At 61.7% G+C, this 26539-nt stretch carries 27 protein-coding genes; 11 read left to right on the forward strand and 16 right to left on the reverse strand.

The genetic code is table 11. From position 1 onward, the window contains the following. The first annotated feature begins 15 nt into the window (after nt 1-15). Nucleotides 16-498, forward strand: a complete 483-nt coding sequence (locus tag ABIE40_RS16585) for a DUF992 domain-containing protein (protein ID WP_199628964.1) — start codon at nt 16-18, stop codon at nt 496-498. A gap of 76 nt (nt 499-574) precedes the next feature. Here ABIE40_RS16585 and ABIE40_RS16590 read toward each other — a convergent pair whose 3' ends face one another. From ABIE40_RS16590 to ABIE40_RS16615, 6 genes are all read right to left on the reverse strand, one after another. Next, on the reverse strand, nt 575-1969 hold the full coding sequence (locus tag ABIE40_RS16590) for an NAD(P)(+) transhydrogenase (Re/Si-specific) subunit beta (protein WP_199628963.1): 1395 nt from the start codon (nt 1967-1969) through the stop codon (nt 575-577). A gap of 10 nt (nt 1970-1979) precedes the next feature. Beyond that, entirely contained in the window at nt 1980-2378 is a 399-nt protein-coding gene (locus tag ABIE40_RS16595) for a proton-translocating transhydrogenase family protein (protein WP_112719730.1), read from the reverse strand. Further along, nucleotides 2378-3526 carry a Re/Si-specific NAD(P)(+) transhydrogenase subunit alpha gene (locus tag ABIE40_RS16600; protein WP_199628962.1) on the reverse strand — a complete coding sequence of 383 codons (1149 nt, stop codon included), beginning with the start codon at nt 3524-3526 and terminating at the stop codon, nt 2378-2380. Before ABIE40_RS16600 ends, ABIE40_RS16595 begins: the two co-directional genes overlap by 1 nt. A 97-nt stretch (nt 3527-3623) precedes the next feature. Then, nucleotides 3624-3848 carry an aa3-type cytochrome c oxidase subunit IV gene (locus ABIE40_RS16605; protein ID WP_112719732.1) on the reverse strand — a complete coding sequence of 75 codons (225 nt, stop codon included), beginning with the start codon at nt 3846-3848 and terminating at the stop codon, nt 3624-3626. Between the two features lie 178 nt (nt 3849-4026). Beyond that, entirely contained in the window at nt 4027-4779 is a 753-nt protein-coding gene (locus tag ABIE40_RS16610; RefSeq protein ID WP_112719844.1) for an N-acyl amino acid synthase FeeM domain-containing protein, read from the reverse strand. 144 nt (nt 4780-4923) lie between these two features. Next, nucleotides 4924-7221, reverse strand: coding sequence for a putative bifunctional diguanylate cyclase/phosphodiesterase (locus ABIE40_RS16615; protein ID WP_199628961.1), 2298 nt, complete (start codon nt 7219-7221; stop codon nt 4924-4926). A gap of 323 nt (nt 7222-7544) precedes the next feature. On the opposite strand from ABIE40_RS16615, the gene ABIE40_RS16620 reads away from it, so the two are divergent. Both ABIE40_RS16620 and ABIE40_RS16625 read left to right on the forward strand, forming a co-directional pair. Next, nucleotides 7545-8084: a TRAP transporter small permease subunit gene (locus tag ABIE40_RS16620; protein ID WP_112719734.1), complete on the forward strand. Its 540-nt coding sequence runs from the start codon at nt 7545-7547 to the stop codon at nt 8082-8084. A 21-nt stretch (nt 8085-8105) separates the two neighbouring features. Continuing rightward, on the forward strand, nt 8106-9644 hold the full coding sequence (locus ABIE40_RS16625; RefSeq protein ID WP_112719735.1) for a TRAP transporter large permease: 1539 nt from the start codon (nt 8106-8108) through the stop codon (nt 9642-9644). 57 nt (nt 9645-9701) lie between these two features. On the opposite strand, the gene ABIE40_RS16630 is transcribed toward ABIE40_RS16625, so the two are convergent. Then, on the reverse strand, nt 9702-10808 hold the full coding sequence (locus tag ABIE40_RS16630; protein ID WP_130282204.1) for a TRAP transporter substrate-binding protein: 1107 nt from the start codon (nt 10806-10808) through the stop codon (nt 9702-9704). A 292-nt stretch (nt 10809-11100) separates the two neighbouring features. Between ABIE40_RS16630 and ABIE40_RS16635 the strand changes: the two genes are divergently transcribed. Continuing rightward, complete coding sequence (locus ABIE40_RS16635) at nt 11101-11871, forward strand: gamma-glutamyl-gamma-aminobutyrate hydrolase family protein (protein ID WP_199628960.1); 771 nt, start codon at nt 11101-11103, stop codon at nt 11869-11871. Here the strand turns inward: ABIE40_RS16635 and ABIE40_RS16640 are convergent. The 3 genes from ABIE40_RS16640 to ABIE40_RS16650 all read right to left on the reverse strand — a co-directional run bounded on the left by ABIE40_RS16640 (nt 11868) and on the right by ABIE40_RS16650 (nt 14515). Further along, nucleotides 11868-12830 carry a 2-hydroxyacid dehydrogenase gene (locus tag ABIE40_RS16640; protein ID WP_199628959.1) on the reverse strand — a complete coding sequence of 321 codons (963 nt, stop codon included), beginning with the start codon at nt 12828-12830 and terminating at the stop codon, nt 11868-11870. The genes ABIE40_RS16635 and ABIE40_RS16640 overlap by 4 nt on opposite strands. A gap of 28 nt (nt 12831-12858) precedes the next feature. Then, nucleotides 12859-13881, reverse strand: coding sequence for a LacI family DNA-binding transcriptional regulator (locus tag ABIE40_RS16645; protein WP_112719739.1), 1023 nt, complete (start codon nt 13879-13881; stop codon nt 12859-12861). Nucleotides 13882-14002: 121 nt separating this feature from the next. Continuing rightward, nucleotides 14003-14515: a MarR family winged helix-turn-helix transcriptional regulator gene (locus ABIE40_RS16650; protein WP_199628958.1), complete on the reverse strand. Its 513-nt coding sequence runs from the start codon at nt 14513-14515 to the stop codon at nt 14003-14005. A gap of 72 nt (nt 14516-14587) precedes the next feature. On the opposite strand from ABIE40_RS16650, the gene ABIE40_RS16655 reads away from it, so the two are divergent. The 3 genes from ABIE40_RS16655 to ABIE40_RS16665 all read left to right on the forward strand — a co-directional run bounded on the left by ABIE40_RS16655 (nt 14588) and on the right by ABIE40_RS16665 (nt 17605). Next, on the forward strand, nt 14588-15379 hold the full coding sequence (locus ABIE40_RS16655) for a creatininase family protein (RefSeq protein WP_199628957.1): 792 nt from the start codon (nt 14588-14590) through the stop codon (nt 15377-15379). Between the two features lie 127 nt (nt 15380-15506). Beyond that, nucleotides 15507-16616: a CobW family GTP-binding protein gene (locus tag ABIE40_RS16660; protein WP_199628956.1), complete on the forward strand. Its 1110-nt coding sequence runs from the start codon at nt 15507-15509 to the stop codon at nt 16614-16616. Further along, complete coding sequence (locus tag ABIE40_RS16665) at nt 16616-17605, forward strand: WD40 repeat domain-containing protein (RefSeq protein ID WP_199628955.1); 990 nt, start codon at nt 16616-16618, stop codon at nt 17603-17605. Before ABIE40_RS16660 ends, ABIE40_RS16665 begins: the two co-directional genes overlap by 1 nt. A 16-nt stretch (nt 17606-17621) precedes the next feature. Here the strand turns inward: ABIE40_RS16665 and ABIE40_RS16670 are convergent, their stop codons facing one another. Further along, nucleotides 17622-18587, reverse strand: a complete 966-nt coding sequence (locus ABIE40_RS16670) for a serine hydrolase domain-containing protein (RefSeq protein ID WP_502944808.1) — start codon at nt 18585-18587, stop codon at nt 17622-17624. Nucleotides 18588-18762: 175 nt separating this feature from the next. On the opposite strand from ABIE40_RS16670, the gene ABIE40_RS16675 reads away from it, so the two are divergent. Then, complete coding sequence (locus ABIE40_RS16675; protein ID WP_199628953.1) at nt 18763-19719, forward strand: NAD-dependent epimerase/dehydratase family protein; 957 nt, start codon at nt 18763-18765, stop codon at nt 19717-19719. A gap of 45 nt (nt 19720-19764) precedes the next feature. Here ABIE40_RS16675 and ABIE40_RS16680 read toward each other — a convergent pair whose 3' ends face one another. Then, on the reverse strand, nt 19765-20355 hold the full coding sequence (locus ABIE40_RS16680) for a GNAT family N-acetyltransferase (protein WP_199628952.1): 591 nt from the start codon (nt 20353-20355) through the stop codon (nt 19765-19767). Between the two features lie 88 nt (nt 20356-20443). Continuing rightward, entirely contained in the window at nt 20444-21577 is a 1134-nt protein-coding gene (gene odc2 / locus ABIE40_RS16685) for an ornithine/lysine decarboxylase (RefSeq protein WP_112719745.1), read from the reverse strand. Nucleotides 21578-22103: 526 nt separating this feature from the next. On the opposite strand from odc2, the gene ABIE40_RS16690 reads away from it, so the two are divergent. The 3 genes from ABIE40_RS16690 to ABIE40_RS16700 all read left to right on the forward strand — a co-directional run bounded on the left by ABIE40_RS16690 (nt 22104) and on the right by ABIE40_RS16700 (nt 24814). Next, nucleotides 22104-22997, forward strand: coding sequence for a LysR family transcriptional regulator (locus tag ABIE40_RS16690; RefSeq protein ID WP_112719746.1), 894 nt, complete (start codon nt 22104-22106; stop codon nt 22995-22997). Nucleotides 22998-23099: 102 nt separating this feature from the next. Next, complete coding sequence (locus ABIE40_RS16695) at nt 23100-23741, forward strand: DUF1007 family protein (RefSeq protein ID WP_112719747.1); 642 nt, start codon at nt 23100-23102, stop codon at nt 23739-23741. Beyond that, nucleotides 23735-24814 (forward strand): nickel/cobalt transporter, encoded by a 1080-nt coding sequence (locus tag ABIE40_RS16700; protein ID WP_199628951.1) that lies wholly within the window; start codon nt 23735-23737, stop codon nt 24812-24814. The genes ABIE40_RS16695 and ABIE40_RS16700 overlap by 7 nt, the downstream gene beginning before the upstream one ends. Nucleotides 24815-24817: 3 nt before the next feature. On the opposite strand, the gene ABIE40_RS16705 is transcribed toward ABIE40_RS16700, so the two are convergent. The 3 genes from ABIE40_RS16705 to ABIE40_RS16715 form a co-directional block, all read right to left on the reverse strand. Further along, nucleotides 24818-25024 carry a hypothetical protein gene (locus tag ABIE40_RS16705; RefSeq protein ID WP_112719749.1) on the reverse strand — a complete coding sequence of 69 codons (207 nt, stop codon included), beginning with the start codon at nt 25022-25024 and terminating at the stop codon, nt 24818-24820. Beyond that, complete coding sequence (locus tag ABIE40_RS16710; RefSeq protein ID WP_199628950.1) at nt 25021-25710, reverse strand: GNAT family N-acetyltransferase; 690 nt, start codon at nt 25708-25710, stop codon at nt 25021-25023. The genes ABIE40_RS16705 and ABIE40_RS16710 overlap by 4 nt, the downstream gene beginning before the upstream one ends. An 80-nt stretch (nt 25711-25790) precedes the next feature. Next, nucleotides 25791-26513, reverse strand: coding sequence for a tellurite resistance TerB family protein (locus ABIE40_RS16715; RefSeq protein WP_199628949.1), 723 nt, complete (start codon nt 26511-26513; stop codon nt 25791-25793). Between the last annotated feature and the right edge of the window lie 26 nt (nt 26514-26539).

Genomic DNA, 26539 nt, shown 5'->3' on the forward strand with positions numbered 1-26539 from the left:
CAAAGGAGAAGGACCATGTTCAAGCACACGATGATCGCAGCCGCCGCGCTGACCGCTGCAGCCTGCGCCACACCGGCGGCAGCTGCGGACTATGTCACTCTCGGCCGGCTGGTCTGCGGATCGGACGGCGGCCAGGGGCTCATCATCAAGTCCGAGAAGAACCTGATCTGCACCTACACCCCGGCTTCCGGCGGCATTAAGGCCGTCTATGCCGGCAAGATCGAAAAATTCGGCCTCGATATCGGTGAGACCGGCAAGAGCGTGATGATCTGGCAGGTGCTCGCCAAGACGGGCACCGACTTCCCGCAATTTGCACTGGCCGGCGAGTACTATGGCGTCGGCGCCGATGCGAGCCTCGGTGCAGGTGCAGGCGCCAAGGTGATTGCCGGTGGCACCAACCAATCCTTCATGCTGCAGCCGCTGAACGTCCAGGCCCAGGAGGGTCTCAACCTGGCGGTTGGCGTGGAGAAGATGACGCTGGCGCCCGCCGCGACCTGAGAGGGTCCGGCGGCAATGGAAAAGGCCCGCTCTCCGGCGGGCCTTTTCGTATTCGGCATCGTCGATACGGGCAGCGTCAGTGGCCTATCGACTTGTTGATCTCTTCCGTGACCTTCTTCGCGTCGCCGAGCAGCATCATCGTGCCGTCCTTGTAGAACAGCGTATTGTCGATGCCGGCATAACCCGAGCCTAGCGAGCGCTTGACGAAGATGCAGGTCTTCGCCTTGTCGACATCGAGGATTGGCATGCCGTAGATCGGCGAGGTCTTGTCGTCGCGGGCGGCCGGATTGGTGACGTCGTTGGCGCCGATGACATAGGCGACATCGGCCTGCGCGAATTCCGAATTGATGTCCTCGAGCTCGAAGACCTCGTCATAGGGAACATTCGCCTCGGCAAGCAGCACGTTCATATGGCCCGGCATGCGGCCGGCGACCGGATGGATCGCGTATTTGACCTCGACGCCGGCCTTCTTGAGGTTATCGGCGAGTTCGCGCAGCGCATGCTGCGCCTGGGCGACCGCCATGCCGTAGCCCGGCACGATGATCACCTTGGAGGCATTGGCCATCAGGTATGCTGCGTCCTCGGCCGAGCCGAGCTTGACCGTCTTGTCGGAATTATCGGCAGCTCCGCCCGACATCTCGCCGCCGAAGCCGCCGAGAATGACCGAGACGAAGGAGCGGTTCATGCCCTTGCACATGATGTAGGACAGAATCGCACCCGACGAGCCGACCAGCGCACCGGTGATGATAAGCGCCAGATTGCCGAGCGTGAAGCCGATGCCGGCCGCCGCCCAGCCCGAATAGGAATTCAGCATCGAGACGACGACGGGCATGTCCGCGCCACCGATCGGCACGATCAGCAGCACGCCGAGCGCCAGCGCCAGCACGATGATTGCCCAGAAATCGAAATGGCTTTCGGTGACAGCAAGGCCGATGATGAAGAAGACGATCAGCACCAGCAGCGCGATATTGATGATGTGCCGGAAGGGCAGCATGATCGGCTTGCCGGACATGCGCCCGTCGAGCTTCAGGAACGCAATGATCGAGCCGGTGAAGGTCAGCGCGCCGATCGCCGCGCCGATCGCCATCTCGACACGGGCTTCCGTATGGATCGAGCCGATATCGCCGATGCCGAAGGAGAGCGGCGTATAGAGCGCCGAGGCGGCAACGAGCACGGCAGCAAGGCCGACCAGCGAGTGGAAGCCGGCAACGAGCTGCGGCATCGAGGTCATCGGGATGACGCGGGCGATATAGGCGCCTGCGCCGCCGCCAATCGCGAGGCCAAGAACGATCAGCACGAAGCCGATGAAGGACGGCGTTGCCAGCACCAGCGTCGTGAGGATGGCGATCCCCATGCCGATCATGCCGTAGAGATTGCCCTTGCGGCTGGTGGCCGGATGCGAGAGGCCGCGAAGCGCCAGGATGAAGAGGACGCCGGAGACCAGATAGAGAAAAGCTGCGATATTGGTCATGCGCCCGGCCTCACTTGTCCTTCTTGCGGTACATCGCCAGCATGCGCTGCGTGACGAGGAAGCCGCCGAAGATGTTGACCGAGACGAGGACCAGCGCCACGAAGCCGAAGCCGGTCGCAAGGCCGCTGGCCGAAATGCCGACGGCAAGCAGCGCGCCGACGACGATGACCGAGGAGATGGCGTTGGTAACCGCCATCAGCGGCGTATGCAGCGCCGGCGTCACCGACCAGACGACGTAATAGCCGACGAAGATCGCCAGCACGAAGATCGCCAGCTGGAAGACGAAGGGATCGATCATTCCGCCCGTTGCGGCACTTGCCGCTTCAGGCGCATGGGCGGCGGCGGTCGCGACGGCCGTTACGGCGTCGTTCAGCTGCTGCAGCGCCTTGTCCATTTGTTCGCCGGCCATCAGTTGTCCCCCTTCTTCGCACCGCCAAATGCCGGATGCACGACATCGCCTGCATAGGTCAGCATCGTCGCCTTGATCAGCTCGTCTTCGAGGTTGATGACGACAGTCTTGGTGTCCTTGTTGACCATGGTCTCCAGGAAGGTGACGAGGTTCTTGGCATAGAGCGCCGAGGCGCTGGCCGCGACGCGGCCGGCCATATTGGCAAAGCCGATGACCTTCACGCCTTCGACCTCGGCCACCTGATCAGCCACGGCACCTTCGATATTGCCGCCGCGTTCGACGGCCAGATCGACCGCGACCGCACCCGGCTTCATCGAGGTCAGCATCTCGCGCGAAACGAGGCGCGGTGCAGGACGGCCGGGGATCAGAGCGGTGGTGATGACGATGTCCTGTTTGGCGATATGCTCGGCAACCAGCGCCGCCTGCTTCGCCTGATACTCCCTGGACATTTCCTTGGCATAGCCGCCGGCCGTTTCCGCTGCCTTGAATTCTTCGTCCTCGACGGCGATGAACTTGGCGCCGAGCGACGCCACCTGTTCCTTGGCGGCCGGGCGAACGTCGGTTGCAGAAACCGCAGCCCCGAGACGGCGTGCGGTGGCGATCGCCTGCAGACCGGCGACACCGGCGCCCATGACGAAGACCTTGGCCGCAGGCACTGTGCCTGCCGCCGTCATCATCATCGGCATGGCCCGATCATAGACCGCAGCCGCCTCGATAACCGCCTGGTAGCCGGCAAGATTGGCCTGGGAGGAGAGCACGTCCATCGACTGGGCGCGGGTGATGCGCGGCATCAGTTCCATCGCGAAGGTCGAGAGCCCGGCCTTCGCCATGCCGGCGATCGCTTCGTCGTTGCCGTAGGGATCCATAATGGCGATGACCACGGCACCGCTTTTGTAGCCGGCAATCTCGGCTTCCGCCGGACGCCGCACCTTCAAGACGACATCGGCCGTCGCGGCATCGGCAATCGTTCCGATCCGCGCACCCGCCGCTTCGAACTCCCCGTCAGGGATGCGGGACAACGCGCCGGCCCCGGCCTCGACGACGACGTCGAAACCGAGGTTCTTCATTTTCTTGACGGTCTCGGCAGACGCGGATACGCGCGTTTCCAAGTCCGCCGCTTCCTTTGCGACGAAAACGATATTGCCCAACTGCCCCCTCCTCCGGGTCAGCCAGACCGCCACGGGTCTCCCCGCTTATGGCCCAAGCGTCAGCTTACGTTCTGGGAATGCCCTCCCCCTGCCGCGATCAACGCAGCAGGACGATACCGGCAACGAGAATGATGAGGAAAACCAGGATGCCGCCGAGCAGGCCGCCACCGGTGAAGAAACCAGCCGTCATGCCGAGCAGCAGGGCAACGAGGAACATCGTGCCGTATTTCGCGCCAGCGATGAACAGGTTGTAAGTGGACTCATGTTCCTTGTAGTCCATCGGGGCGCCAACTTCGGCGGGTCCGGTGTGATGTTCGGCCATGAATTTCGTCTCCCTCAAATGCCCGGCCCGCACAGTGCGGCAGACCGCCTGAATGCCATGATTCCGCAGCACTTGCGGCGGAACAATCCCTGTTCAGGGCTTACACAAAGCTTTGAGAAAGCGCAATGCATGAGAATGCCGCATGCAGTACGGCCAAAGGCTTTCTTGCGACACGCAATCAGAGCGGCAGATCGGTGCCCAATTGCCCATCCGGAACGAAACGCGCCGTCGGCACGATCGTCAGCGCCGGAGCGCCCTTGCCCGGCGCCCTGCCATACATCATCCGCTGCTCGCTAGCGCTCGAGATGAAGAACGGATAGCGGGTCAGCAGCTTGCGCCCGACCTCCAGCACATTGGTCGCCATCAGCGTCAGGTCGAAGCCGTACATCTCGGTCATGCGCGAGGCGACGACCGTATCGGCATAGAAGACGCGCTTGTAGAAAGCCGCGTGCGCCGGACGGACATGCTGCAGCACCCGGTCCGCCCGGAAATGCGCGGCCGCGACGATATTCGGCCGCAGCGTCAGATAGGGAAGCCAGGGAAGCTCGGCCGCAGCCTGCGGATCGGCGGCAAACCGCGCCGGATCGATCAGCGTCATCCCTGCATCGAGAAAGGCATCCATCTCGGCGGGAAAGATCCCGCCCGACTGCGAGACGCGATGATCGGGCGTCACATGGTGGATGCGGATCGTGCTGACGAGCTCTTCATAGTAGTAGAGGCCGAAGACATAGGCCTGACTGTCGAAGTCGACATCGTCGATCAGGGTCTTGGCGGCGACAGGCAGAACCTCACGCGCCTTATAGGCGCGGAAGCGCAGACGCTCGACATCCTCCATGTCCTCGGTGCTCTCGATACGCCGGTATTCGACGTGATCGAGAACCTCCATGAGCTTCATGCTGAAATCGCTGACTGTCGAAAACCCGTCCGCCATCACGCCCACCGTTTGTTAACGGACTATTAAGCATACGGCTTCTTCTCGCGCAATGATTGCAAACAATCTTAATCACATTTGAATCAATAAGGTTAACGGCGGCCGGAAAAGGCGCCGAGAAAAATACCGGTCAGGTGTTGGGGTTCAGGCGGCGCCGGCCTTGCGGCGCGATGCCGGGCGGAGATTTCCGGAGAGGATGCCGATGTTCTGCGAGGGTACCGGCGGAGAGAACACATAGCCCTGGATGAGGTCGGCGCTGCGTTCCTTGTTGATGATCGCCAGCTGATCCGTCGTCTCGACGCCTTCGATGACGATCTTCAGACCGAGCTCGCGGGCAAGGTTGACCGTGCCGCGCAGCAGCTTCAGCCGCCGCGTATCCTGGGCGATGTTGCGCACGAAGGAACGGTCGATCTTGACGATATCGAGCGGCAGCGTGTCGAGATAGCTGAGGCTGGAGAAGCCGGTGCCGAAATCGTCGATGGCAATGGTGATGCCGCGCGAGCGTAGCTCCGCAAGGATCGTGCGCACTGCGGCCGGCTCATCGATCAGGCAGCTCTCGGTGATCTCGAGATGCAGGCGCGAGGCCGGCAAGCCCGTCTTGGCAAGCGCCTCGGAGACCAGCAACAGGATATCGTTGTCGCGCAGGTCGCGCGCCGACAGGTTGACCGAGACGGCAATATGCTCCGGCCAGGTCATGCAGTCGCTGCAGGCCTGCACGAGGATGAAGCGGGTGATGTCGGAGATGATACCCATCTCCTCGGCCAGCCGGATGAAGACATCGGGCGGGATCGAGCCGCGCTCCGGGTGCACCCAGCGCGCCAGCGCCTCGGCACAGTCGATCCGCGAGCCATCGGCGCGATACATCGGCTGGTAGACGGCGTTCAGCGCACCGGCGGCAACGGCATCGCGAAGGTCGGCCTTCAGTTTCTGCTGCTCGACATAGCGGCCATCCATTTCGCGCTCGAAACCGGCAATGCCGCCGCGGCCGCGCGACTTGCTTTCGAAGAGCGCCAGATCCGCCTTGATACTCCACTCGTCCATCGCGAAGGCATTGCCCTCGAGCACGGCATAGCCGGCGCTGAGCGAGATCAGGAACGTCACCTCATCGGCCTCGTAGTGGCCCTGGATGGCGGTGTGCACGGAGCGGATCTCCGCCTCCAGCGTTTCCCGGTTCTTCGCATGTGGGAAGAAGATCACGAACTGGTCGCCCATCAGGCGCCCGACGATCGCGCTTCCGGCCTTTTCCTTGACTCGTTCGGCAATGGCGCAGAGCAGCTTGTCGCCGGTGATATGGCCGCGCATGTCGTTGACATGCTTGAACTCATCAATGTCGATGACCATGAAGCCGAGCGGCCCTTTGCGGCGCGGATGGCGGTTCAGATAGTCCTGGACGAGCTGGCCGAAATATTCACGGTTCGGCAGCCCGCTCAGCGCATCGAAGCGAACCATATGCAGGATCTTCTGCTCGGCCTTCACGCGGCTGGAGACGTCTTCGAAGATCAGCACCGCCCCGCCATCGATACGGCGCTTGGCGGAGAACTCAAGCGACAGGTCCTCGGGCAGATGGATCAGCACGCGCGACATGCTGCCTTCGGCCACCTGCGACAGCTGCCGCAGGATCAGATCCGGCTGCGAGGCATCGACGAAGCTGTAGCGCGCGCCATAGCGCAGCACCGCGCCGAGATCGCGATCCTTCAGCCTGTCGGGGTCGCCGATCTTCAGGAGCTCGCAGGCCTTGCGGTTGATCACCTGGATCCGGTTGCCGGGATCCACCATGACGAGGCCATGCGGCATGTTGTTGAGCGCCGTATCGAAACGGTCGGCGATCAGCGAGATCTGCCGGTGGGCGATGACATTCTCATAGAGGAATTCGCGAACGCCATTGGCCATCGCCCGCGTCGTCAAGCCGAAGGGAATAAGGAAGGCGGAAAGAATGGCGCGATAGAAATCGAGCGCCATCAGGCTGCAGACGATCATCGGCAGACAGCAGGCAAGCGTCTGCAGGTCGATCGCCCGCTGCGAACCGTAATTGCGGCCGACGACCGACACCATCGATGCCATCGTCACCGCGATGCAGGCGAGCTCGGCAAAGGGATCGCGCAGAATGAAGATCGCATAACCGCTGCCGATACCGAGGATTGCCGCGGTCGAGGTTGCGCCGATCACATAGAATGTCTCCCAACGCTCGATATCGGCGCGCGTCAGCGACTGCTTCTCCACCTTGTCGAACTGGCGGAAGGTCAGCATGCGGCCGACGAAGGTCAGCAGGAAGGCGAGAGCGAGGAGATAGTAGAGCGGCGCATCCGCCTTGGCGGCGACGGCAACGAAGGCAACGACATGGACGATAACGCCGGCCACGAGCGTCATGCGGTTCCCGAAGAGGGAACTCACGAATGACAGATACACATCCTTAGGGACCCTGTTCGGGTTATGTGGCTTCATCCATATTTTCCCTGTGCGCGGGCAAGATACTCAGAACCTTTTAAAAATTGATTGCATGAACCCTATGTATTTGGCCGGTTTTTCTAAAACTTTGAGACGAAATCCAAAATATTGACGCGTTATACGCAGCCGCGGGATGTATTATTTCCGACTGATATTCCGCTCATAGGTTGCCGCCGCCGGGACGGCCGGATGCGGGCGCCGGGCGCCGCGCCTACGACTAAACTCCTAGACGGCCCATTTAATCTTTCATTTTAGAAACCCTTCGTTTACACAAATTTCAACGAGGAGAACTTGCCGTAAAGGCAAACATGGGGAGAGGAATGGCGGCTCTGCTGAGTGTCAGCCGGCTGATCGATCGATTCAGCCAAGTTATCGGTAAGATTGCAGACTACATGGTGCTCTTCTGCTGCCTGATCAGCGCAGCCAATGCCATCGTCCGCTATACCTTCAATTACAGCTCGAATGGCTGGCTTGAGATCCAGTGGTATCTCTTTGCCTATGTCGTCGTGCTCGGCGCCGCTCACACGCTGCGCAACAACGAGCATGTGCGCGTCGACCTGATCTACGGATCGGTCTCCGATCGCGCCCGGCTCTGGATCGACGCGATCGGCCTGATCGTCTTCCTGATCCCGGCCTGCATCTTCCTGTCGATCCTCTGCTGGCCCTATTTCATGCACTCCTTCCAGCAGGGCGAAGTCTCGGCCAATGCCGGCGGTCTGATCCGCTGGCCGGTCAAGTTCATGCTGTTTGCCGGTTTCGCGCTTCTCACCCTTCAGGGCATTTCGGAGCTGATCAAGAGGATCGCGGCGCTCGTCGGCGATATCCAGATCGACACGAAATACGAAAAGCCGCTGCAATAAGACGACTGGGGGAGAAAGCACGTGTTCGATTACGGTATTATTCCGCCCGCCATGTTCGTCGGCATGATCATCTTCATGCTCTATGGCTTCCCTGTCGCCTTTTCGCTCGCAGCCGTCGGCCTGTTCTTCGGCCTGATCGGCATCGCGACCGGCCACTTTGGCGAAGTGTTCCTGCAGGCCCTGCCACTGCGCTTCTTCGGCATCGTCTCCAACGACCTACTGCTGGCAATCCCCTTCTTTACGCTGATGGGCGCGGTGCTCGAGCGATGCGGATTGGCGGAAGACCTGCTTGAGGGCACCGGCAAGCTGTTCGGCGCCATTCCCGGCGGCCTGGCCTACGCCGTCATCCTCGTCGGCGCCGTGCTCGGCGCCATCACCGGAACGGTGGCTGCCTCGGTCATCACCATGGGCGTTATCTCGCTGCCGATCATGCTGCGCTACGGCTACAGCCCGCGGCTTGCGACCGGCGTCATCGCCGCCTCTGGCACGATCACCCAGGTCATCCCGCCGTCGCTGGTTCTCGTCGTTCTCGCCGATCAGCTCGGCCGCTCCGTCGGCGACATGTATCTCGGCGCCATCGGCCCCTCGATCCTGCAGGTGGCGATCTTCGTCGGCTACATCCTGATCCTGTCGATCATCAATCCGAAGTCGATGCCGCCGCTGCCGAAGGAAGTGCGCGGCGACTTCGACTGGAAGCTGCTTGCCACCGTCCTCTGGGGCATGATCCCCTCGATCGTGCTGATCTTCCTGGTGCTCGGCACCATCTTCATGGGCCTGGCGACGCCGACCGAAGCCGGCGCACTCGGCGTCGTCGGCGCCATCGCGCTTGCCGCCCTGCACCGCCGCCTCACCTGGCCGTTGATCCGCGAGGCGATGACCTCGACCATGCACATAACATCCATGGTGGTGATGATCCTGATCGGCTCCACCTGCTTCAGCCTCGTCTTCCAGGGCATGGACGGCTCGCGCTGGATCGAGCACATGCTCTCGGGCATTCCGGGCGGTCCTGTCGGCTTCCTGATCTTCGTCAACATCTTCATCTTCATCCTCGCCTTCTTCCTGGATTTCTTCGAGATCGCCTTCATCGTCATCCCGATGCTGGCGCCGGTGGCCCACAGCCTCGGCATCGACCTGATCTGGTTCGGCGTACTGATCTGCGTGAACATGCAGACGAGCTTCATGCACCCGCCCTTCGGCTTCGCGCTCTTCTACCTGCGCTCGATCGCCAGCCGCGACGTGAAGACGAAGGATATCTACATGGGCGCGATACCCTGGGTCGGCATGCAGCTGATCCTCGTCGCGATCATCATCTTCTGGCCGCAGTCCGTCACCTACTGGCTGGACAAGGGTCCGCAGGTCGATCCGAACACCATCAAGATCGAGGTGCCCGGCTTCGGCGGCCAACTCGGCTTGCCGCCGATGGGCGCTCCGGGTGGTGCATCGCCGCAGATCCCGGGCCTCACCCTGCCGCCGCTCGGCACGCCCGGCCAACCGCCGGCAGCCCCCGCCCCGGCAGCACCGGCGCAGCCCGACCTCAGCCAGCCGCCGGTCATCAAGTAGGCAGCAAAAAACCCCGGATTTCTCCGGGGCTTTTTATTGGTAAGTGGCTTTCTAAGCTCAGAGCTTCCCAGCGCGCTGCTGGATCATCATGAACGTATCGAAGGTGTATTCCGACAGCTGCATCCAGAGATAGGCGTCGCGCTTGAAGGCGGCCTGGTCCTCGTAGATCTTCTTGAAATACGGGTTCTTCGAGGAGATGTCCTTGTAGAGGTCCATCGATGCCTGGAAGCAGGCTTCCATGATCTCCTGGCTGAACGGACGCAGCGTCGCGCCTTCGGCGACGAGCTGCTTCAGCGAGCCCGGGTTCTTCATGTCGTACTTCGCCATCATGTTGGTGTTGGCGTAAGCGCAGGCGTCGGTGAGGGCCGCCTGATAGTGCTTCGGCAGGCTGTTCCACTTTTCGAGATTGAAGAAGGCGTGGACCGTCGGGCCACCTTCCCACCAACCCGGATAGTAGTAATACTTCGCAACCTTGTGCAGGCCGAGCTTCAGGTCGTCATAGGGACCGACGAATTCGGCCGCATCGATCGTGCCCTTTTCGAGCGCCGGATAGATGTCGCCGCCGCCGATCTGCTGTGGGATGACGCCGACCTTCGACATGACCTGGCCGGCAATGCCGGCGATACGCATCTTGACGCCCTTGAGGTCGTCGAGCGTGTTGATCTCCTTGCGGAACCAGCCGCCCATCTGCGCGCCGGTGTTGCCGGCCGGCATCGCGTAGATGCCCTGCGTCGCGTAGAATTCGTTCATCAGCGCATTGCCGTTGCCTTCGTAGAACCAGGCATTGGTGAGGCGGCCGTTGAGACCGAACGGAATGGCGGTGCCGATCGCGTAGGTCGGGTCCTTGCCGACGAAGTAATAGGAGCAGGTGTGAGCCGCTTCGACGGTTCCGGAGCTGACGGCATCGGCCGCTTCGAGAGCCGGCACGATTTCGGCCGCAGCAAAAGTCTGGATCTGGAAGTTGCCGTCGGTCGCCGCGGCAACATGCTTGGCAACGTCATCGGCGCCGCCATAGATCGTGTCGAGGCTCTTCGGGAACGACGACGTCATGCGCCACGAGATCTTCGGATTTTCCTGCGCGATCGCAGGTGCAGCCAATGCGCCAGCCGCGACGGCGCCTGCCCCCGTTGCACCCGCCTTCTTGATAAATGAACGACGATCCATCAAAAACCTCCCGTATAGATGGCAATGCGCGGCTAAACTCTTCCCTACCCGTCGCAATGGCGACGAGCTAAGCATGCAGCCGTTCGCGTTTCAAGCGTTAGTCTATGAGACTTTGGCATCACGGCAGCAATGCGGCACAGGCGGGCTTTCCATCAAAATCAGCAGTTTAGCCGATTTACGGGAGGGACGGAGGCCATTGCCGCAATTTGGCCAGCCATTGCGCCGAGAAGTTGACTTTGCAGCCGTTCTCGGCTCTCAAATAGCGATTACCAAGAGATTTTCCGGATAGACCATGACCAAGCCGATCGTTGCCGTTCCCGCCGATATCCGCACCCTCGATGGCGCCGTCTGGCACGCCGCCCAGCACCAGTATGTCCGCGCAGCATTGAATGCCGCCGAAGTCATGTCGCTGATCGTGCCGGCTTTCGAGAAGGGCTATGACATCGACGCTATCCTCGACCGCATCGACGGCGTGCTCGTCTCCGGTTCGGCCAGCAATGTCCACCCTTCGCTTTATGGCGTCGAGGCCCGGGACAGCGACGGCCCCTTCGATCCGGCGCGTGACGCGACCAGCCTGCCGCTGATCCGCCGTGCCATCGACCGCGGTATCCCGCTGCTCGCCATCTGCCGCGGCATCCAGGAGCTGAATGTTGCGCTCGGCGGCTCGCTCGCTAGCGAAATCCAGGAACAGCCGGGTATCTGGGACCACCGCAGACCCGAAGGCGTCGACCGCGACGGCATGTATGCCATCCGCCAGAGCGTCTTCGTCAAGGAAGGATCCTGCATCGCCGGCATCATCGGCTCCGGCGAAGTGCAGGTAAATTCGCTGCACCGCCAGGCGATCGCCAAGACCGCGCCGCGCCTGCAGGTCGAGGCACTTGCCGAAGACGGCACGGTCGAAGCCGTTTCCGTCATCGACGCAAAGGCCTTCGCCGTCGGCGTCCAGTGGCATCCGGAATATTGGGCCGAAACCGACAAGCCCTCGAACCAGATCTTCGCCGCTTTCGGCGATGCGGTCCGCGAGTACGTAGCGAAGAAGGCCGGTTCGAAGGTGGTCGCTTAAGCCTTCACAGGCGTTTCCGGCACCGGCGTCAGCGGCTTGCCCTGCTGGAACCAGTTGATCAGATTGTCCACGACCAGGTCGGCCATGGCATTGCGCGTTGGCACCGAGCCCGATGCGAGATGCGGCAGCAACACTGCGTTCGGCAGGTCGAGCAGACCGGCAGGCACATTCGGCTCGTCATAGAAGACATCGAGACCGGCAGCGCCGATGACGCCGTTCTTAAGAGCTGTAATCAGCGCATCCTCGTCGACGCTCCAGCCACGCCCGACATTGATGAAGATGCCGTCGGATCCGAGCGCCGACAGGATATCGGCATCGACGACCTTGTGGGTCTGCGGCGTCTTCGGGACGATGGCGATCAGCGTATCGACGGCTGCGGCCAGCTCCCTCAGCGACGGATAGTAATCGTAGGCGACATCCGGGTTGCGGCTGCGCGTGTGGTAGCTGATCTTGACCTTGAATGGCTCCAGCCGCGAGGCGATCTCCTGGCCGATACGGCCGAGGCCGAACATCCCGACATGGCGGCCCTTCAGCGAAAAGCGCGACAGCGGATAATTGACGCCTGGCTTCCAGTTGCCGTCGCGCAGCCAGTTTTCGGCACGCGGGAATTCGCGGGCGGTGTTGAGAAGCAGCGCCAGCGCCGTGTCGGCGACCTCGTCGTTCAGCACATCGGGCGTATTGGTGACGATGACGTTCTTCAAGGCCGCATGCTTCACATCGACGCCGTCATAGCCGACGCCGAAGCTCGAGATCACCTCGACCGCGGGAAGCCCGTCGATATCGGCTGCATTGATCGTGCCCGAGACAGCCACGCCGCGGATGCGCTTCGCCGTCTCGGCATCGATCGCCAGCCTGCCATTTGCATCGCGCCCCGCCGGAACCACCTCGAAATGTTCCTGCAGTCTGGCAGGAACGCGATCGTGTATCTTCCCGGGAACGAGAATGGCAATGCGGGACATGGCTTTTCCTCTTGGCTGTGGGCTGGGGCTATGAGCGGGAGTTAACGGGACTCGTCGACTGACGGATGCGCATCTCCGGCTTGATCAGGTGGATACCATCGGGCTCGTGGCTACCGGCAAGGCGATCGAGCAGCGCGCGCGCCGCAAGCCGGCCGACTTCCGCCTGGCCGTTCCAGACGGTGGTCAGCGCCGGTGTCGCGATCGATGCTTCCTCAAGGTCGTCGTAGCCGGTGACCGAGATGTCGCGGCCGGGAACAAGACCGGCGCGGGAAATACCGTTCATCAGGCCGATGGCGACGAGATCGTTCCAGCAGACGGCGGCCGTCGGCTTCTGTGGCAGAGACAGGAAGTGAACGGCTGCCTCGAACCCGCCCTGCTTCGAGCGCGGTCCGGGAATGCGCAGGTTCGGATCGACCTCGATGCCGGCCTTGCGCAGCGCGTTGACATAGCCCTGGTAGCGGTCACGGCCGGTCGAGGTCTGGTCGGTGCCGCCGATCATGGCGATAGAGCGATGGCCGAGGCCGATCAGGTGATTGGTGGCAAGCGAGATGCCGTAGCTGTCATCGCCGCGATAGGTCGGCAGGTCCATGACATCCATCGAACGCGCAACGAGGATCGCCGGCATGCCGTTATCCTCGGTCAGCTGCAGGTCCTCGGGCGGCGTGCCGATCGCCGGCGACATGATCACACCGTCGCCGCCGAGCTGCAGCAGCGTCTCGATGAAGGTGCGCTGCTTTTCGACGGAGTCGTAATGGTTCGACAGAATGAAGGTGTGGCGGCTGCGGTCGAGTTCGCTCTCGATCGCTTTCAGGATTTCCCCGTAGAACGGGTTCATGATGTCATGCACCACGACGCCGATGATGCCGGAGCGCGAGGTGCGCAGGCTGGCGGCGCGACGGTTATAGATATAGCCCAACGCCCGGGCCTGTTCCTTGATCTTGTCTCGGGTGCTGCCAGCCACGAGCGGGCTGTCGCGTAGGGCAAGAGAGACGGTTGCCGTTGAAATACCGAGTGTTTCGGCAATCGTCGAAAGCTTGATCTTTTGAGCCACGCATCCTCCCCAGGCAACGCGCAAGATGGTGGAGCGCGATATGAGACCGGATGACGACGCCCCTTAAAATGTTTAATTAAAAGATTAAACGCAGAGAGGCAAACCTAAATTTCAGCCAGGTTTAATTTTCGTCCGGCTCTTCGAAATGCTGCACCTCGGCCTGGAGATTGCTGTCGATCGCTTTCAGCAGACGAACGAGATTGCGGATTTCCTTGTCGGAGAAATCGAGGGTCGCCAGCTTGTCGCAGGAGGATCCGGCCATTTCGATCGCCTGAACGCTGCCGCGGCCGAGCTCCGTCAGATAGACCTTGGTGAGGCGCGCATCTTCGGCATCCGGCTTGCGCTCGAGGAAGCCCTGCGCCTCCATGCGGCCGATCGTGCGGGTCATCGTCGGCGCCTTGACGCCGAGCCGCTGTGCAAGGCCGCCCGCCGTCATGCCGTCGCTTTCGGCAAGCGACAGGATCACGCCGTCCTGTCCGGCATAGAGGCCGCTTTCGAGAAGATTGCGCGACAGCACGGTGCGCATCGAGCGCGCCGCCTGCGTCAGGGCGGGCGAGAGATCGGCGACCGTATATTCGGTCTGGTCCTTCTTCTTGGACTTGTTCTTCTTGCCGTCCTTGTTCTTCTTGCCCATCGCCATCCCTTTGATTTACTGCAATATGACATTGCGCAGCTTCACGTCATAAACAAGGGGCATTGAAACCGGATGACAGTCCCCTCACTAAACTTTGCGGACAACGATCCGTCGCTGACGCCTGACGAAAGAAGCCGCTGGATCGCCATCTTACCACTTGGCGCACATGAGCAGCATGGGCCCCACCTGCCCTTCGATACAGACACGCTGATCGCCGAGGGCATCGTCGAGCGCCTTAAGGCAGCACTCCCTCCTTCCCTACCGGTCACATTCCTACCGGCGGAGCCGATCGGCTATTCGGTCGAGCATATGGATATCGAGGGAACGAAGACGCTGACATACGCCGAAGCCATCCACCGCTGGCTCGGCATCGCCGGAATGCTGCACGATCTTGGCATCCGCAAGCTGGTGCTGCTCAACGCCCATGGCGGCAACTCGCCGCTGACGGCGATCGTTTCGACCGAGGCGCGCGTCCACTTCAACATGCTGGCGGTCGCCACCAGTTGGACCCGCTTCGGCGTCCCCGATGGGGTCATTTCGCCGGAAGCGAAGGCGATCGATATCCATGGTGGCGATATCGAGACATCGGTGATGCTGGCGCTGCATCCATCCAGGGTGAACATGCCGAAGGCCGCCGACTTCCCCTCGCGCCAGAGCCAATTTGCCAAGCGCTTCAAGCATCTGCGCGCCTACGGCCCGCATGCTTTCGGCTGGAAGATGTCCGATCTCAACGACACCGGCGTCGCCGGCAACGCCGCGGCAGCGACTGCGGAAAAAGGCGAAGCCCTGATCGCCCATTCAGTCAAAGGATTGGTCGAGTTGCTGCAGGATGTCGATGCATTCGACGCATCCGAACTAGCCTGAGACGCAGCACCGGCAGAATGTGATCTTATAACATTATAAAACCCTTTGAACTGCCGCTCCCAACTCCTTATATGAAACCGACCGTTTAAAGCCCCATCGGCGGTATACCAATTTCTTCGAGGTTCTCATGACCGACGCAATTTCCACGCAGCAGAAGCCTATTCCCGTCACCGTGCTCACCGGCTATCTCGGTGCCGGCAAGACGACGCTGCTGAACCGCATTCTTTCGGAAAACCACGGCAAGAAATACGCTGTCATCGTCAACGAGTTCGGCGAGATCGGCATCGACAACGACCTGATCGTCGAGTCCGATGAAGAAATCTACGAAATGAACAACGGCTGCGTCTGTTGCACCGTGCGCGGTGACCTGATCCGCGTCGTCGAGGGCCTGATGCGTCGCCCCGGCCGTTTCGATGGCATCATCGTCGAGACGACTGGCCTTGCCGATCCGGTTCCGGTTGCCCAGACCTTCTTCATGGATGACGATGTCCGCGCCAAGACCGAGCTCGATGCCGTCATCGCCCTCGTCGATGCCAAGCACCTGCCGCTGCGCCTGAAGGACAGCCGTGAAGCCGAAGACCAGATCGCTTTCGCCGACGTCGTGCTCATCAACAAGACCGACCTCGTGACCGCGGAAGAACTGGCGCAGATCGAAGACATCGTCCACGCCATCAACCCGTCGGCCCGCGTCTACAAGACCAGCCGCTCCGGTGTCGATCTGGCCCGCGTTCTCGATCAGGGCGCCTTCAATCTCGAGCGTGCGCTCGAAAACGATCCGCATTTCCTGGAGCATGGCCATGACGATCACGTCTGCGGCCCGGATTGCGATCACGATCACCATCATCACGCGCGTGGTCATGACCATGACCACGATCATCACCACCATGATCATGATCACGATCACCATCATCATGGCGCCGTGTCGCCGATCCATGACGTGACGGTTCAATCGGTTTCGCTGCGCGGCGGCGAGATGATCGCCGAACGCTTCTTCCCCTGGATCCAGAAGATCACCCAGACTCAGGGCCCGAACATCCTGCGCCTCAAGGGCATCATCGCCTTCAAGGACGATGCCGAGCGTTACGTCGTTCAGGGCGTGCACATGATCGTCGAAGGCGATCATCAGCGTCCGTGGAAGGACGGCGAGAAGCATGAGACGCGTCTCGTCTTCATCGGCCGGGAACTCGACCGCGAAAAGCTCGAAGCCTCCTTCAAGGCGTGCGAGGCTGCGGCCTGATGCCAACAGTTGCTCCGCTTGATCTCGACGGCCATATCCTGGCCGTCGAATTTTTAGGTGACACCCCCTTCTTCGCCAATGCCAACGGCACCTTCCATCGTCTGGAAGGCAGCGAGAAGGTGACCGAAGCCCATCAGGGCATGCTCACCTGCATCCGTGATCCCTATAGCGAAAGCCTGATATCAGGCGGCGAAGACGGCAAGGTCTTGCGCATCAATGCCGATGCCAGCGTCACCGAACTCGCCAGCGCGCCGCGCAAGTGGATTTCGCAGGTTGCCGCAGGCCCGCAGGGCGCCATCGCCTACTCCTACGGCAAGAGCGCCTTCGTGCGCCTGTCGAACGGCGAGACCAAGGAATTCACCGAAGAGCGCACGGTCGAGGGCCTCGCCTTCGCGCCGAAAGGCCTGCGCATCGCCGCTGCCCGCTATAATGGCGTGTCGCTGCACTGGGTGACGATGAGCGCCAAGCCGGTCGATCTCGAATGGAAGGGCGCGCACACCGGCGTCACTTTCTCGCCTGATGGCAACTTCCTCGTCACCTCGATGCAGGAAAACGCCCTGCATGGCTGGAAGCTCGATATCAAGCCGGGCTCTGAAGCCCGCCACATGCGCATGACCGGCTATCCGGCCAAGGTGAAGTCGCTCTCCTGGTCCGCCAAGGGCAAATGGCTCGCCTCGTCAGGTGCTCCCGCCGCCATCGTCTGGCCCTTCCAGGGCAAGGACGGCCCGATGGGCAAGTCGCCGCTGGAGCTCGGCACCCGCGCCAACATCATGGCGACGTCAGTGAAGTTCCATCCGGCCGAGGATATCCTCGCAATCGGGTTCATCGACGGCATGATCCTCGCCGTGCGCCTTGCCGACAGCAAGGAAGCGCTGATCCGCCGCCCCGGCAAGGGCGCCATCACCGCCATGAGCTGGAGCAAGAACGGCAAGCTGCTGGCCTTCGCCTCGGAAGCCGGCGATTGCGGCGTGGTCGATATCTCGGCCTGATCCTTCAGGCGCGGCTTTAGGAAAGCCGCGCCGCTTCAATGATCTCCCCAAGAACATTATGCAGCGCATCGCGATAGCCGTTGCGCGCCGAGGGGCCGCTCTCGGCCGAAGTCATGGCGACCGTCAGATTCAATGACGGGATGATGTAGAGCATCTGCCCGCCATAGCCCCATGCGAAATGCACGGTCTCGCCGCCGATCTGCCGCTCGAACCAACCATAACCATAGCCATCGCCGGAGAAGCGTGAATTGGTGCGCTGCTGCCATGACTGCGTAATCCAATCGCCAGGCACGACCTGCACACCATCAGCCGTCTTGCCGCCATTGCGGTAGAGCTCGCCAAAGGCCAGCAGCGAGCGGGCGCTCATCGCCATCTGGTTGCCGCCGAGATAGATGCCCTGCGGATCGCGCTCCCATGCACCGATGCGGAACCCCTGCACCGGCTCGAACCAGTCCCGCGCCAGAGCCAGCGTCGACTTACCGCCGACTTTGGTGAGGATCGCCGACAGCAGATGCGTCGAGGCCGTCGAATAGAGCATCTCCCCGCCCGGCTCGTCATCGAAAGGCTGGGCGAGCGCAAAGCGCACCCAATTGCGGCTCGATACCCACCGCCCGTAATTCGGCCCGGACATGCGCCCGAGCCCGGCCTGCATGGAGAGCAGATTGCCGATGGTGATCTCGCTCAGCCGCGGATCGGGATTGTCAGGCAGATCGGCCCGCAGGATTGGCGCGATCTTCTGGTCCGGACCTTCTAGCAAGCCCTTGGAAATAGCGATGCCGACCATGGCCGAAATGATCGACTTCGAGGCCGATTTGATGTTGGCGGAATCGGAGGTCTTATGACCACGATATCCCTGCTCGGCAACGATCTGGCCATCACGCGCGACAACCACTGTTTTCAGCGGCGTCAGATCCTGACGAGTGCGCAGGCTTTCGAGCAGATCGCTCAGGCGCTGCTCTTCCGCAAAGGCGGACAGCGGCATGGTGACGACGACAATGAGGGCGGCGAGAAATCTTTGCATGCCCGCAAAGTAACGCCCTGCCGGCGACAAATCATCCGCCGGGCTCGGCATATCACGCGCTCGTGAAAACCTATGAAGCCTCTTGCCGCGGGACACCGCGACGCGACATAGTCCCGGATGGATGGAGGAGATATCTATGGCACGCGTCGCCGTTATCGGAGCAACAGGTCACGTCGGCACCTATCTGGTGCCACGGCTGGTGGAGGCCGGGCATGAGGTGATCGCGATCAGCCGCGGCCGGTCGGAGCCCTACACGCCGCATGCCGCCTGGAAGAGCGTGGAGTGGAAGGAAATGGACCGTGCCGCTCTCGAGCGAGACGGTAGTTTCGGCCCCGCGATCCGCGCCCTGAAGGCCGATATCGTCATCGACAAGATCTGCTTCACGCCGGAAAGCGCCCGCCAGCTCGGCGAAACCCTGAACGGCCATGTCGGTCATCTGCTGCACACCGGCACGATCTGGACGCATGGACATTCGCTCGCCGTGCCGACCCGCGAGGATGCTCTAAAGACGCCCTTCGGCGACTACGGCATACAGAAGAAGACGATCGAGGATTACTTCCTGCAGGAAGCCAGGCTCCGCGGCCTGCCGGTGACGCTCATTCATCCCGGCCATATCGTCGGCCGCGGCTGGGCGCCGCTCAATCCGGCCGGTCATTTCAATCTCTCGGCCTTCGAGACCATCGCCCGCGGCGAGCAGCTGACGCTACCGAATTTCGGCCTGGAAACCGTCCATCACGTCCACGCCGATGATATCGCCGCTCTCTTCATGGCGGCGATCGGCAACTGGCGCGCCTCGACCGGCGAAAGCTTCCACGCCGTCTCCGAGCAGGCGCTGACACTGCGCGGCTATTCCGAGGCGATGTATCGCTGGTTCGGCCACGAGCCGAAGCTCGCCTTCAAGCCTTATGACGAATGGAAGAAGGAGCAGCCGCCAGTCGACGCCGCGGCGACATGGGAACACATCGCCCGCAGCCCGAATTGCTCGATGGAGAAGGCCCGCAATCTTCTGAATTTCCGGCCGCGCTACAGCTCGCTGGAGGCGGTGCAGGATTCCGTCGGCTGGCTGATCGAGAACGGCAAGATCGCCGGCTGAAAACAAAAAAGCCCCTCTCCTTTCGGGAGAGAGGCTTGTTGCCGGTCAGGCCGCCTTCCGGACCGGCGCGTTCGTCAGCATGCGGCCCGTGGGCACGATCATGCCGGCAGCGCCGTCAAGCCAGCCCTCGACCAGCTCCAGCGCCAGGAAGCGCGAGCGTTCGAACGGACCGGGCATGACGAGATGGCGAGCACCCTCGGCAAAGAAGCCGAAACGCTCGTAGTAAGCCGCATCGCCGACCAGCAGGATCGCACCGTGACCGCGGTTCTTCGCTTCGAGAATCGCCGCACGCATCAGCGCACCACCGATGCCCTTGCCTTCATAGGCGGAATCGACGGCCAGCGGGCCGAGCAGCAGAGCCGTGATCGGCGTGCCCTCGCTGTTGACGCCGGCCTCGACGTTCCAGAGACGCACGGTACCGATCAGATGACCGTCGCCATCGCGGGCGACCAGTGCCAGACCTTCGGCCGGAATACGGCCGCGGCGGATCTTTTCCGACGACTTCTTGCGGCGGTTCGGACCCATGGCACGGTCGAGCAAATTCTCGCGGGCCACGACATCCGAAGGGTTCTCGGCATCGATGGTGAAAATGGAAGGCGCAAAGAATGCGCGGACAGAATCAAGAACAGCGGCCATCGTGGCCTCCCGTACCCAATACCGTAGTTAGCGGCGATGAAAAGGAATTGTGAGTTTGCCGCCCCGGCTGGCTACGGGGCTGGCACCATCAGATGATGTAGGCCTTCAGCGGCTCGAAGCCGTTGAAAGCGACCGCCGAATAGGTGGTCGTGTAGGCGCCGGTGCCTTCGATCAGGATCTCGTCGCCGATCGAGAGAGTGAGCGGCAGCGGATAGAGATTCTTCTCGTACAGCACGTCTGCGGAGTCGCAGGTCGGGCCGGCAATGACGCAGGGCTCCATCTCGTCCTGATCGCGCTCGGTGCGGATCGGGTAGCGGATAGCTTCGTCCATCGTTTCAGCGAGGCCGCCGAACTTGCCGATGTCGAGGAACACCCAGCGAGCGGCGTCGTTGTCCGACTTCTTCGAGATCAGCACGACTTCGGTCTTGATGACACCTGCATTGCCGACCATGCCGCGGCCCGGCTCGATGATCGTCTTCGGCAGGTTGTTGCCGAAGTGGTCACGAAGGCTCTGGTAGATCGCACGGCCGTAGGCTTCAGCCGACGGAACGTCACGCAGGTACTTGGTCGGGAAGCCGCCGCCCATGTTGACCATCTGCAGGTGAATGCCCTGCTTGGCCAGCTGAACGAAAACACGCTTGGCATCGGCAAGAGCCGAATCCCAGGCATCGACCTTGGTCATCTGCGAACCGACGTGGAACGATACGCCGTAGGACTCCAGACCCAGCTGATGAGCGTAGACGAGAACGTCGACGGCCATCTGCGGAACGCAGCCGAACTTGCGCGACAGCGGCCATTCGGCGCCTTCGCCATCGGTCAGAACGCGGCAGAACACACGGGCGCCGGGAGCGGCGCGCGAGATCTTCTCGACTTCCTCGTGGCTGTCGACAGCGAAGAGGCTGACGCCGAGCGCATGCGCGCGGGCAACGTCGCGTTCCTTCTTGATCGTGTTGCCGTAGGAAATACGGGCAGCGGTCGCACCGGCATTCAGCGCCATTTCGATTTCGGCGACGGACGCGCAATCGAAGTTGGAGCCCATGTCGGCGAGCAGCTTCAGAACTTCCGGAGCCGGGTTTGCCTTGACGGCGTAGTAGATGGCGCTGTCCGGCATGGCGTGGCGGAAAGCGGAGAAATTGTCACGAACGACGTCGAGGTCAACCACGAGGCAGGGACCGTCGGGACGTCGGGTTGCGAGAAAGTCGCGGATGCGCTGAGTGGTCATATCAATCCCTTTTCAATTCCAGAGCTCCGGCAAAAACCGGAGGACAAAGGGCATACGATTGCTCGCATTGGAACCAGCCGGTGGAGACCCCGGAACCATAGCAAGCGCTCGATGCGCGAATGTTGAATCGACGCCGCATACGCGACATAGACTCGGCTTTGTCTGCCATGGATTGGAGGGTGTTCCCTACCGCACTTCCGGCAATGAAGGTGTGCCTCTAAAGGACTCCAGCTGTTGGAAAGCTGAAAGACACTAGAAAGGCCCGCACCGTCGTTGCTTCAGGCGTCCTCGCATTTTCCGGTTGGCCGGAATAGCGACTGGAGGGGTTAGTTCCAGGTACCTTACCGATTTCCTCACCAATTCGAGGGTTCGGCGGACACCCATGGGCACGTGCGACTTTGGGCTGAGGACGAGATAAGAATATTCGGCGTCATAATCAAGAATTTTTTTGACCCCGGGCCTAAAAAATAAATTGAACGAAGAGCCGCAATTTGTTCAATCTTCCGCAACGAAGCAGGGGGTCGCCATGGACACGCTTACCCGCATACGCGCCTTTATCGATGTCGTTGAAGCGGAAGGCTTTTCCGCCGCGGCGCGCAGGACGGGCCGCTCGAAGGCCTTGCTCTCAAAGTATGTTCGCGAACTGGAAGACGAACTTGGCGCCCTGCTGCTCAATCGCACCACCCGCCAGTTCTCGATGACCGAGGCCGGGCACACCTACTATCGCACCGCTTCCGACATCCTGAAGGAGATCGACAATCTGGCCGATCTGGTGCGTGAGAATAACGCGCAACTCAAGGGCCGGCTGAAGATTTCGGTGCCGCGCACCTTCGTCGATGCCGAAGTCGGCCAGTGCCTGATCGACTTCGCCAAGGAGAACCCCGACCTGCAGCTGGAGATCGCCGCAGACGACCGTTTCGTCGACCTGATCGAGGAAGGCTTCGATCTCGCGATCCGCGTCACCAAGCTGGAAGACTCCGGCATGATCGCCCGCAAGATCTCGGATTTCCGCGTCCACATCTGCGCCACGCCGGAATTTCTGGAACGCCATCCAAATATCGAGCATCCGTCCGACCTCTCGAACGTCCCGTTCATCGTCGACACCAATGCCCGCACCCAGGCGAGCATCCGCTTCTACAATCCTGACAGTAGCTCCTTTGCTGTCGCCGTTGCCGGTCCGATGGAGGTCAACAGCCCGCATGCGACATTGCGCGCGGCCCTTTCAGGTCTTGGCATTGCGCTGATCCCGGATTTCATCGCCCGCAAGCCGATCGAGGACGGGCGTCTGGTGACCCTGTTCAACGATTATCTCCCCACGGATCGCGGAATCTATGCGGTTTATCCGCACCGCCGCTACCTGCCGGCCAAGGTGCGCATCTTCGTGGACTATCTCCACGGCTGGTTCCGCAAGCACAGCTGAAACCGGCCTGATTCACTTTGCCGCCTTGAGACCGGTCCCAATTCCGTCCCATTGTCAGGCAAGAAAACACCAACCGATTTGGGCAGAGCGGTAAGCCGACGCATGAAGAAATCCACGTTCCTGATCGCCGGGCTGCTGGCACTCGCACCGGCCGCGGCCATGGCGCATCCGCATATTTTCGTGGAGGCCCGGCTGGAAGTGGTGGCCGGCCCGGATGGCAACATCCAGGAGCTGAGAAACATCTGGCGCTTCGACGAAGTCTTCTCGTCCTCCGTCGTCATGGATTTCGACAAGAACACCGATCTGAAGCTGGAGCCGAACGAGCTCGCGGAAGTCGGCAAGACAGTGCGCGATTCCCTTGCCGACTACGATTACTACATGAACCTGACGGTCGACGGTAAGAACGTGACGGTAGAGAAGCCGGACATCATCCATGTCGACTACAAGGAAGGGCAGCTCCTGATGTTCTTCGCGGTCAAGCCGTCGCAGCCGATGCCGCTGAAGAGCAGGCTGACCTTCGGCGTCTATGACCCCACGCTCTATACGTCCATCGACTTTCCGAGCGACAAGGAACTCGTCCTCGTCGGCGATGGCTTCAAGGGCTGCAAGCATGATGTCCTGCGCCCCGATCCGGATCAGGTGATCTCGCAGAACAAGCAATCGCTGACCGACGCCTTCTTCAATGACCCGACGGGCACGAACATGTCGAAGCTCTTCGCCACGAGGCTGGAAATCTCATGCTGAAGCATGGCAGGCCGCTTATCCTTTCCGCCGTGGTTCTGATGCTGGTTGCCGCCGCTGGCAGCGCCTATGCTCAGTCGCCGCTCGGCATCGGAACGGCGGAACCGAGCTTTCAGCCGATCGGCGGGCCGCTGGCGCCGCTCTTTGCCTATGTGAACTACGAGCAGCAGGCCTTCTATCGCGCGCTGACCGGCGCGCTGAAGGCGATGCGGGATGATCCCTGGCAGCTCACCTCGCTGATCGGCCTCTCCTTCGCCTACGGCATCTTCCATGCGGCAGGTCCCGGGCACGGCAAGGCCGTCATCTCCTCCTATATGATCGCCAACGAGGTCGAGCTCCGCCGCGGCGTCGTCATCTCCTTTATCTCTGCCTTCATCCAGGGCATCGTTGCCGTGGCGCTCGTCGGCGCCGCCTGGCTCGTCTTGCGCGGCAGCGGCATCACGCTGACGCAGGCGACGCACGCGATGGAGATCGCAAGCTTCGTGATGGTCATCGCCTTCGGTGGCTGGCTACTGTTTCGCAAGCTGCGCTCGATGATCTCAGGCCTGCCGAAGCGCGAAGTCGTGGCAACGGCCGAAGGCCCGGTCAGCATGATGCTGGACTGGAAGGACAATGACAGCGCGCAGCAATCTGGTGTCTACGCCTTCGGCGAGACCAAAGCCCGCAAGGCCGGCCACAACTTCATCTCCGGCATGGCCTGCGAGACCTGCGGCCAGTCGCATATGCCCGATCCCTCGCTGCTCGGCTCGGATACGTTCAGCATCCGCGAAGCCTGGTCGGCGATCATCGCCGTCGGCCTTCGCCCCTGCTCCGGCGCGCTGCTGGTGATGACCTTCTCGCTGCTGAACGGTCTCTATCTCGGCGGCGTGCTTTCGGTTCTCGCCATGTCGCTGGGAACGGCGATCACCGTCGCCATCCTGGCGACCCTTGCAGTCACTGCGAAGGGCACCGCTGTGCGCATCGCCGGATATGGCTCGAAATCCTCGGTCTGGATCGGCAACACGATCGAGATCCTCGGCGCAGTCCTGGTCATCTGCTTCGGCGCCCTGCTTCTCGGCGCCTCGCTGCAGGGCTGAGGCTCAGCGGCCCTTGTTGCGCTGATAGCGGGCGCGCAGCCAGAAGATCACGAAGAATCCGAGGAGCAGCACGGCGCCGACGGCAAAAGCCAGTGGCGGAGAATATTTGCCGATCCAGAGCACCAGGCTCGGCAGGAAATAGATGACGAGCCCCGCGCCAAGCAGAATGACGGCGGCGGCAATCGCCTGAGAACGGCTCTCCGGGCTCATACAAGCCTTTCCTTTTCAAGATCGGCACGGATGTCCTCGAGGCGGCGCTTCTGGTTGCCGTCGGATCCGAAATTCTCAGGGGCGAGCCATGCCTCGAACGCGTCGTTGATACCAGGCCATTCGCTATCGATCATCGAGAACCAGGCGGTGTCGCGGTTCTTGCGCTTGGAGATCATGTGCTGGCGGAAAACGCCCTCGAAAGTGAAGCCGTAGCGGGCGGCCGTGACCTTGCTCGGCTCATTGTTGTTGTCGCACTTCCATTCGTAGCGGCGATAGCCGAGATCTTCGAAGACGTGCTTTGCCATCAGGTAATGCGCTTCAGTCGATAGCGGCGAGCGCTTCATATCGGCGCCATGCGCCACACCGCCGACTTCGACGACGCCGTTTGCAGCATCCGCGCGCATGTAATTCGCCATCCCGACGATCTTGCCGGTGGCGTTGTCGCGGAAAATATGCGTCAGCCAGCCGCCCTTCTTGGCGTTGTCGAGCCAGGCGCCGAAATCCTCGATGCCACCGAAATCGTCCTGCGAGAAATAGAGAAGCAGCGGATTGATGCCCATGCCGCCAAGCCCGTCCCAGAGCGCCTGCAGATGCTCATCGCGCACGAAAGGCTCGACCGTCACATAACGGCCCTTGAGCGTCACATAGCCGGGGGCGGAAACCTTGTAGGTGGAAAGATCGCGCATCGTCACTCCTCTCATCGAAGAGTGGATAGGCCAGCCGCCCCGGAAAGGCAACCGGCCCTATTGTCACTGAGGCAAAGCCATCACTGCGTGAGCGTGACCTTGGCCGACGACACAGTCGCCTCGATATGATCGACGAGCGCATCGGGAAGACCGAGGCGTCCGGCGAGCAGATCGAGATAACCACGCTCGGCACGCGAATCCGGCTCGATCGTCAGGCGCGAGGCGGCGTAGAGCTCCACCTTCTGCTCTTCGGTCTTCGCAGCCGAAATCAGTGAGTCGAGATCGGTCGGAGACGCCAGCTCCTTCTCGATGAAGGCGACCGCTTCGCCGCTGACATCAGCGGCCTTCATCTTGTCCATGATCAGCGCCCGCTCGCCATCGTCGATATGGCCGTCAGCCTTGGCTGCGGCGATCATTGCCCGGATCAGCACCAGCACGAATTCGTTGCTGCCCGCCGGCGACTGCGGACCAAAACCGGAATCGACAGGAGGCGGCAGAACGAGCGGCGTGGATGGCTGCCGGGCGGGCTCGGCAGGAGCGGCGGGCGCCTGTCCCGCTTGATAATTCTTGTAGGCCTGGTAGCCGAGGCCGGCGATCGCGGCCAGTCCGCCGATCGTCAGCGCATTGCCGGCAATGCTGCGCCCGGTCTTGGTGCCGAGCAGCACGGTTGCCAGCGCTCCGGCCTTCCAAGGATTGTCCTTGGCCATCTGCACGGCGCCGCCTGCGCGGTCGCGAACCGAACCGCCGACACCTGGAATCTGCGATCCCAGGAACTGGTCAAGAAGCTTCTTTGCGTCGAACATTCCCCGTCTTCTCCCTGTTTTGAGGC

Origin of the sequence: Rhizobium sp. OAE497 (assembly GCF_040546565.1) — a bacterium.
Classification (GTDB): domain Bacteria; phylum Pseudomonadota; class Alphaproteobacteria; order Rhizobiales; family Rhizobiaceae; genus Rhizobium.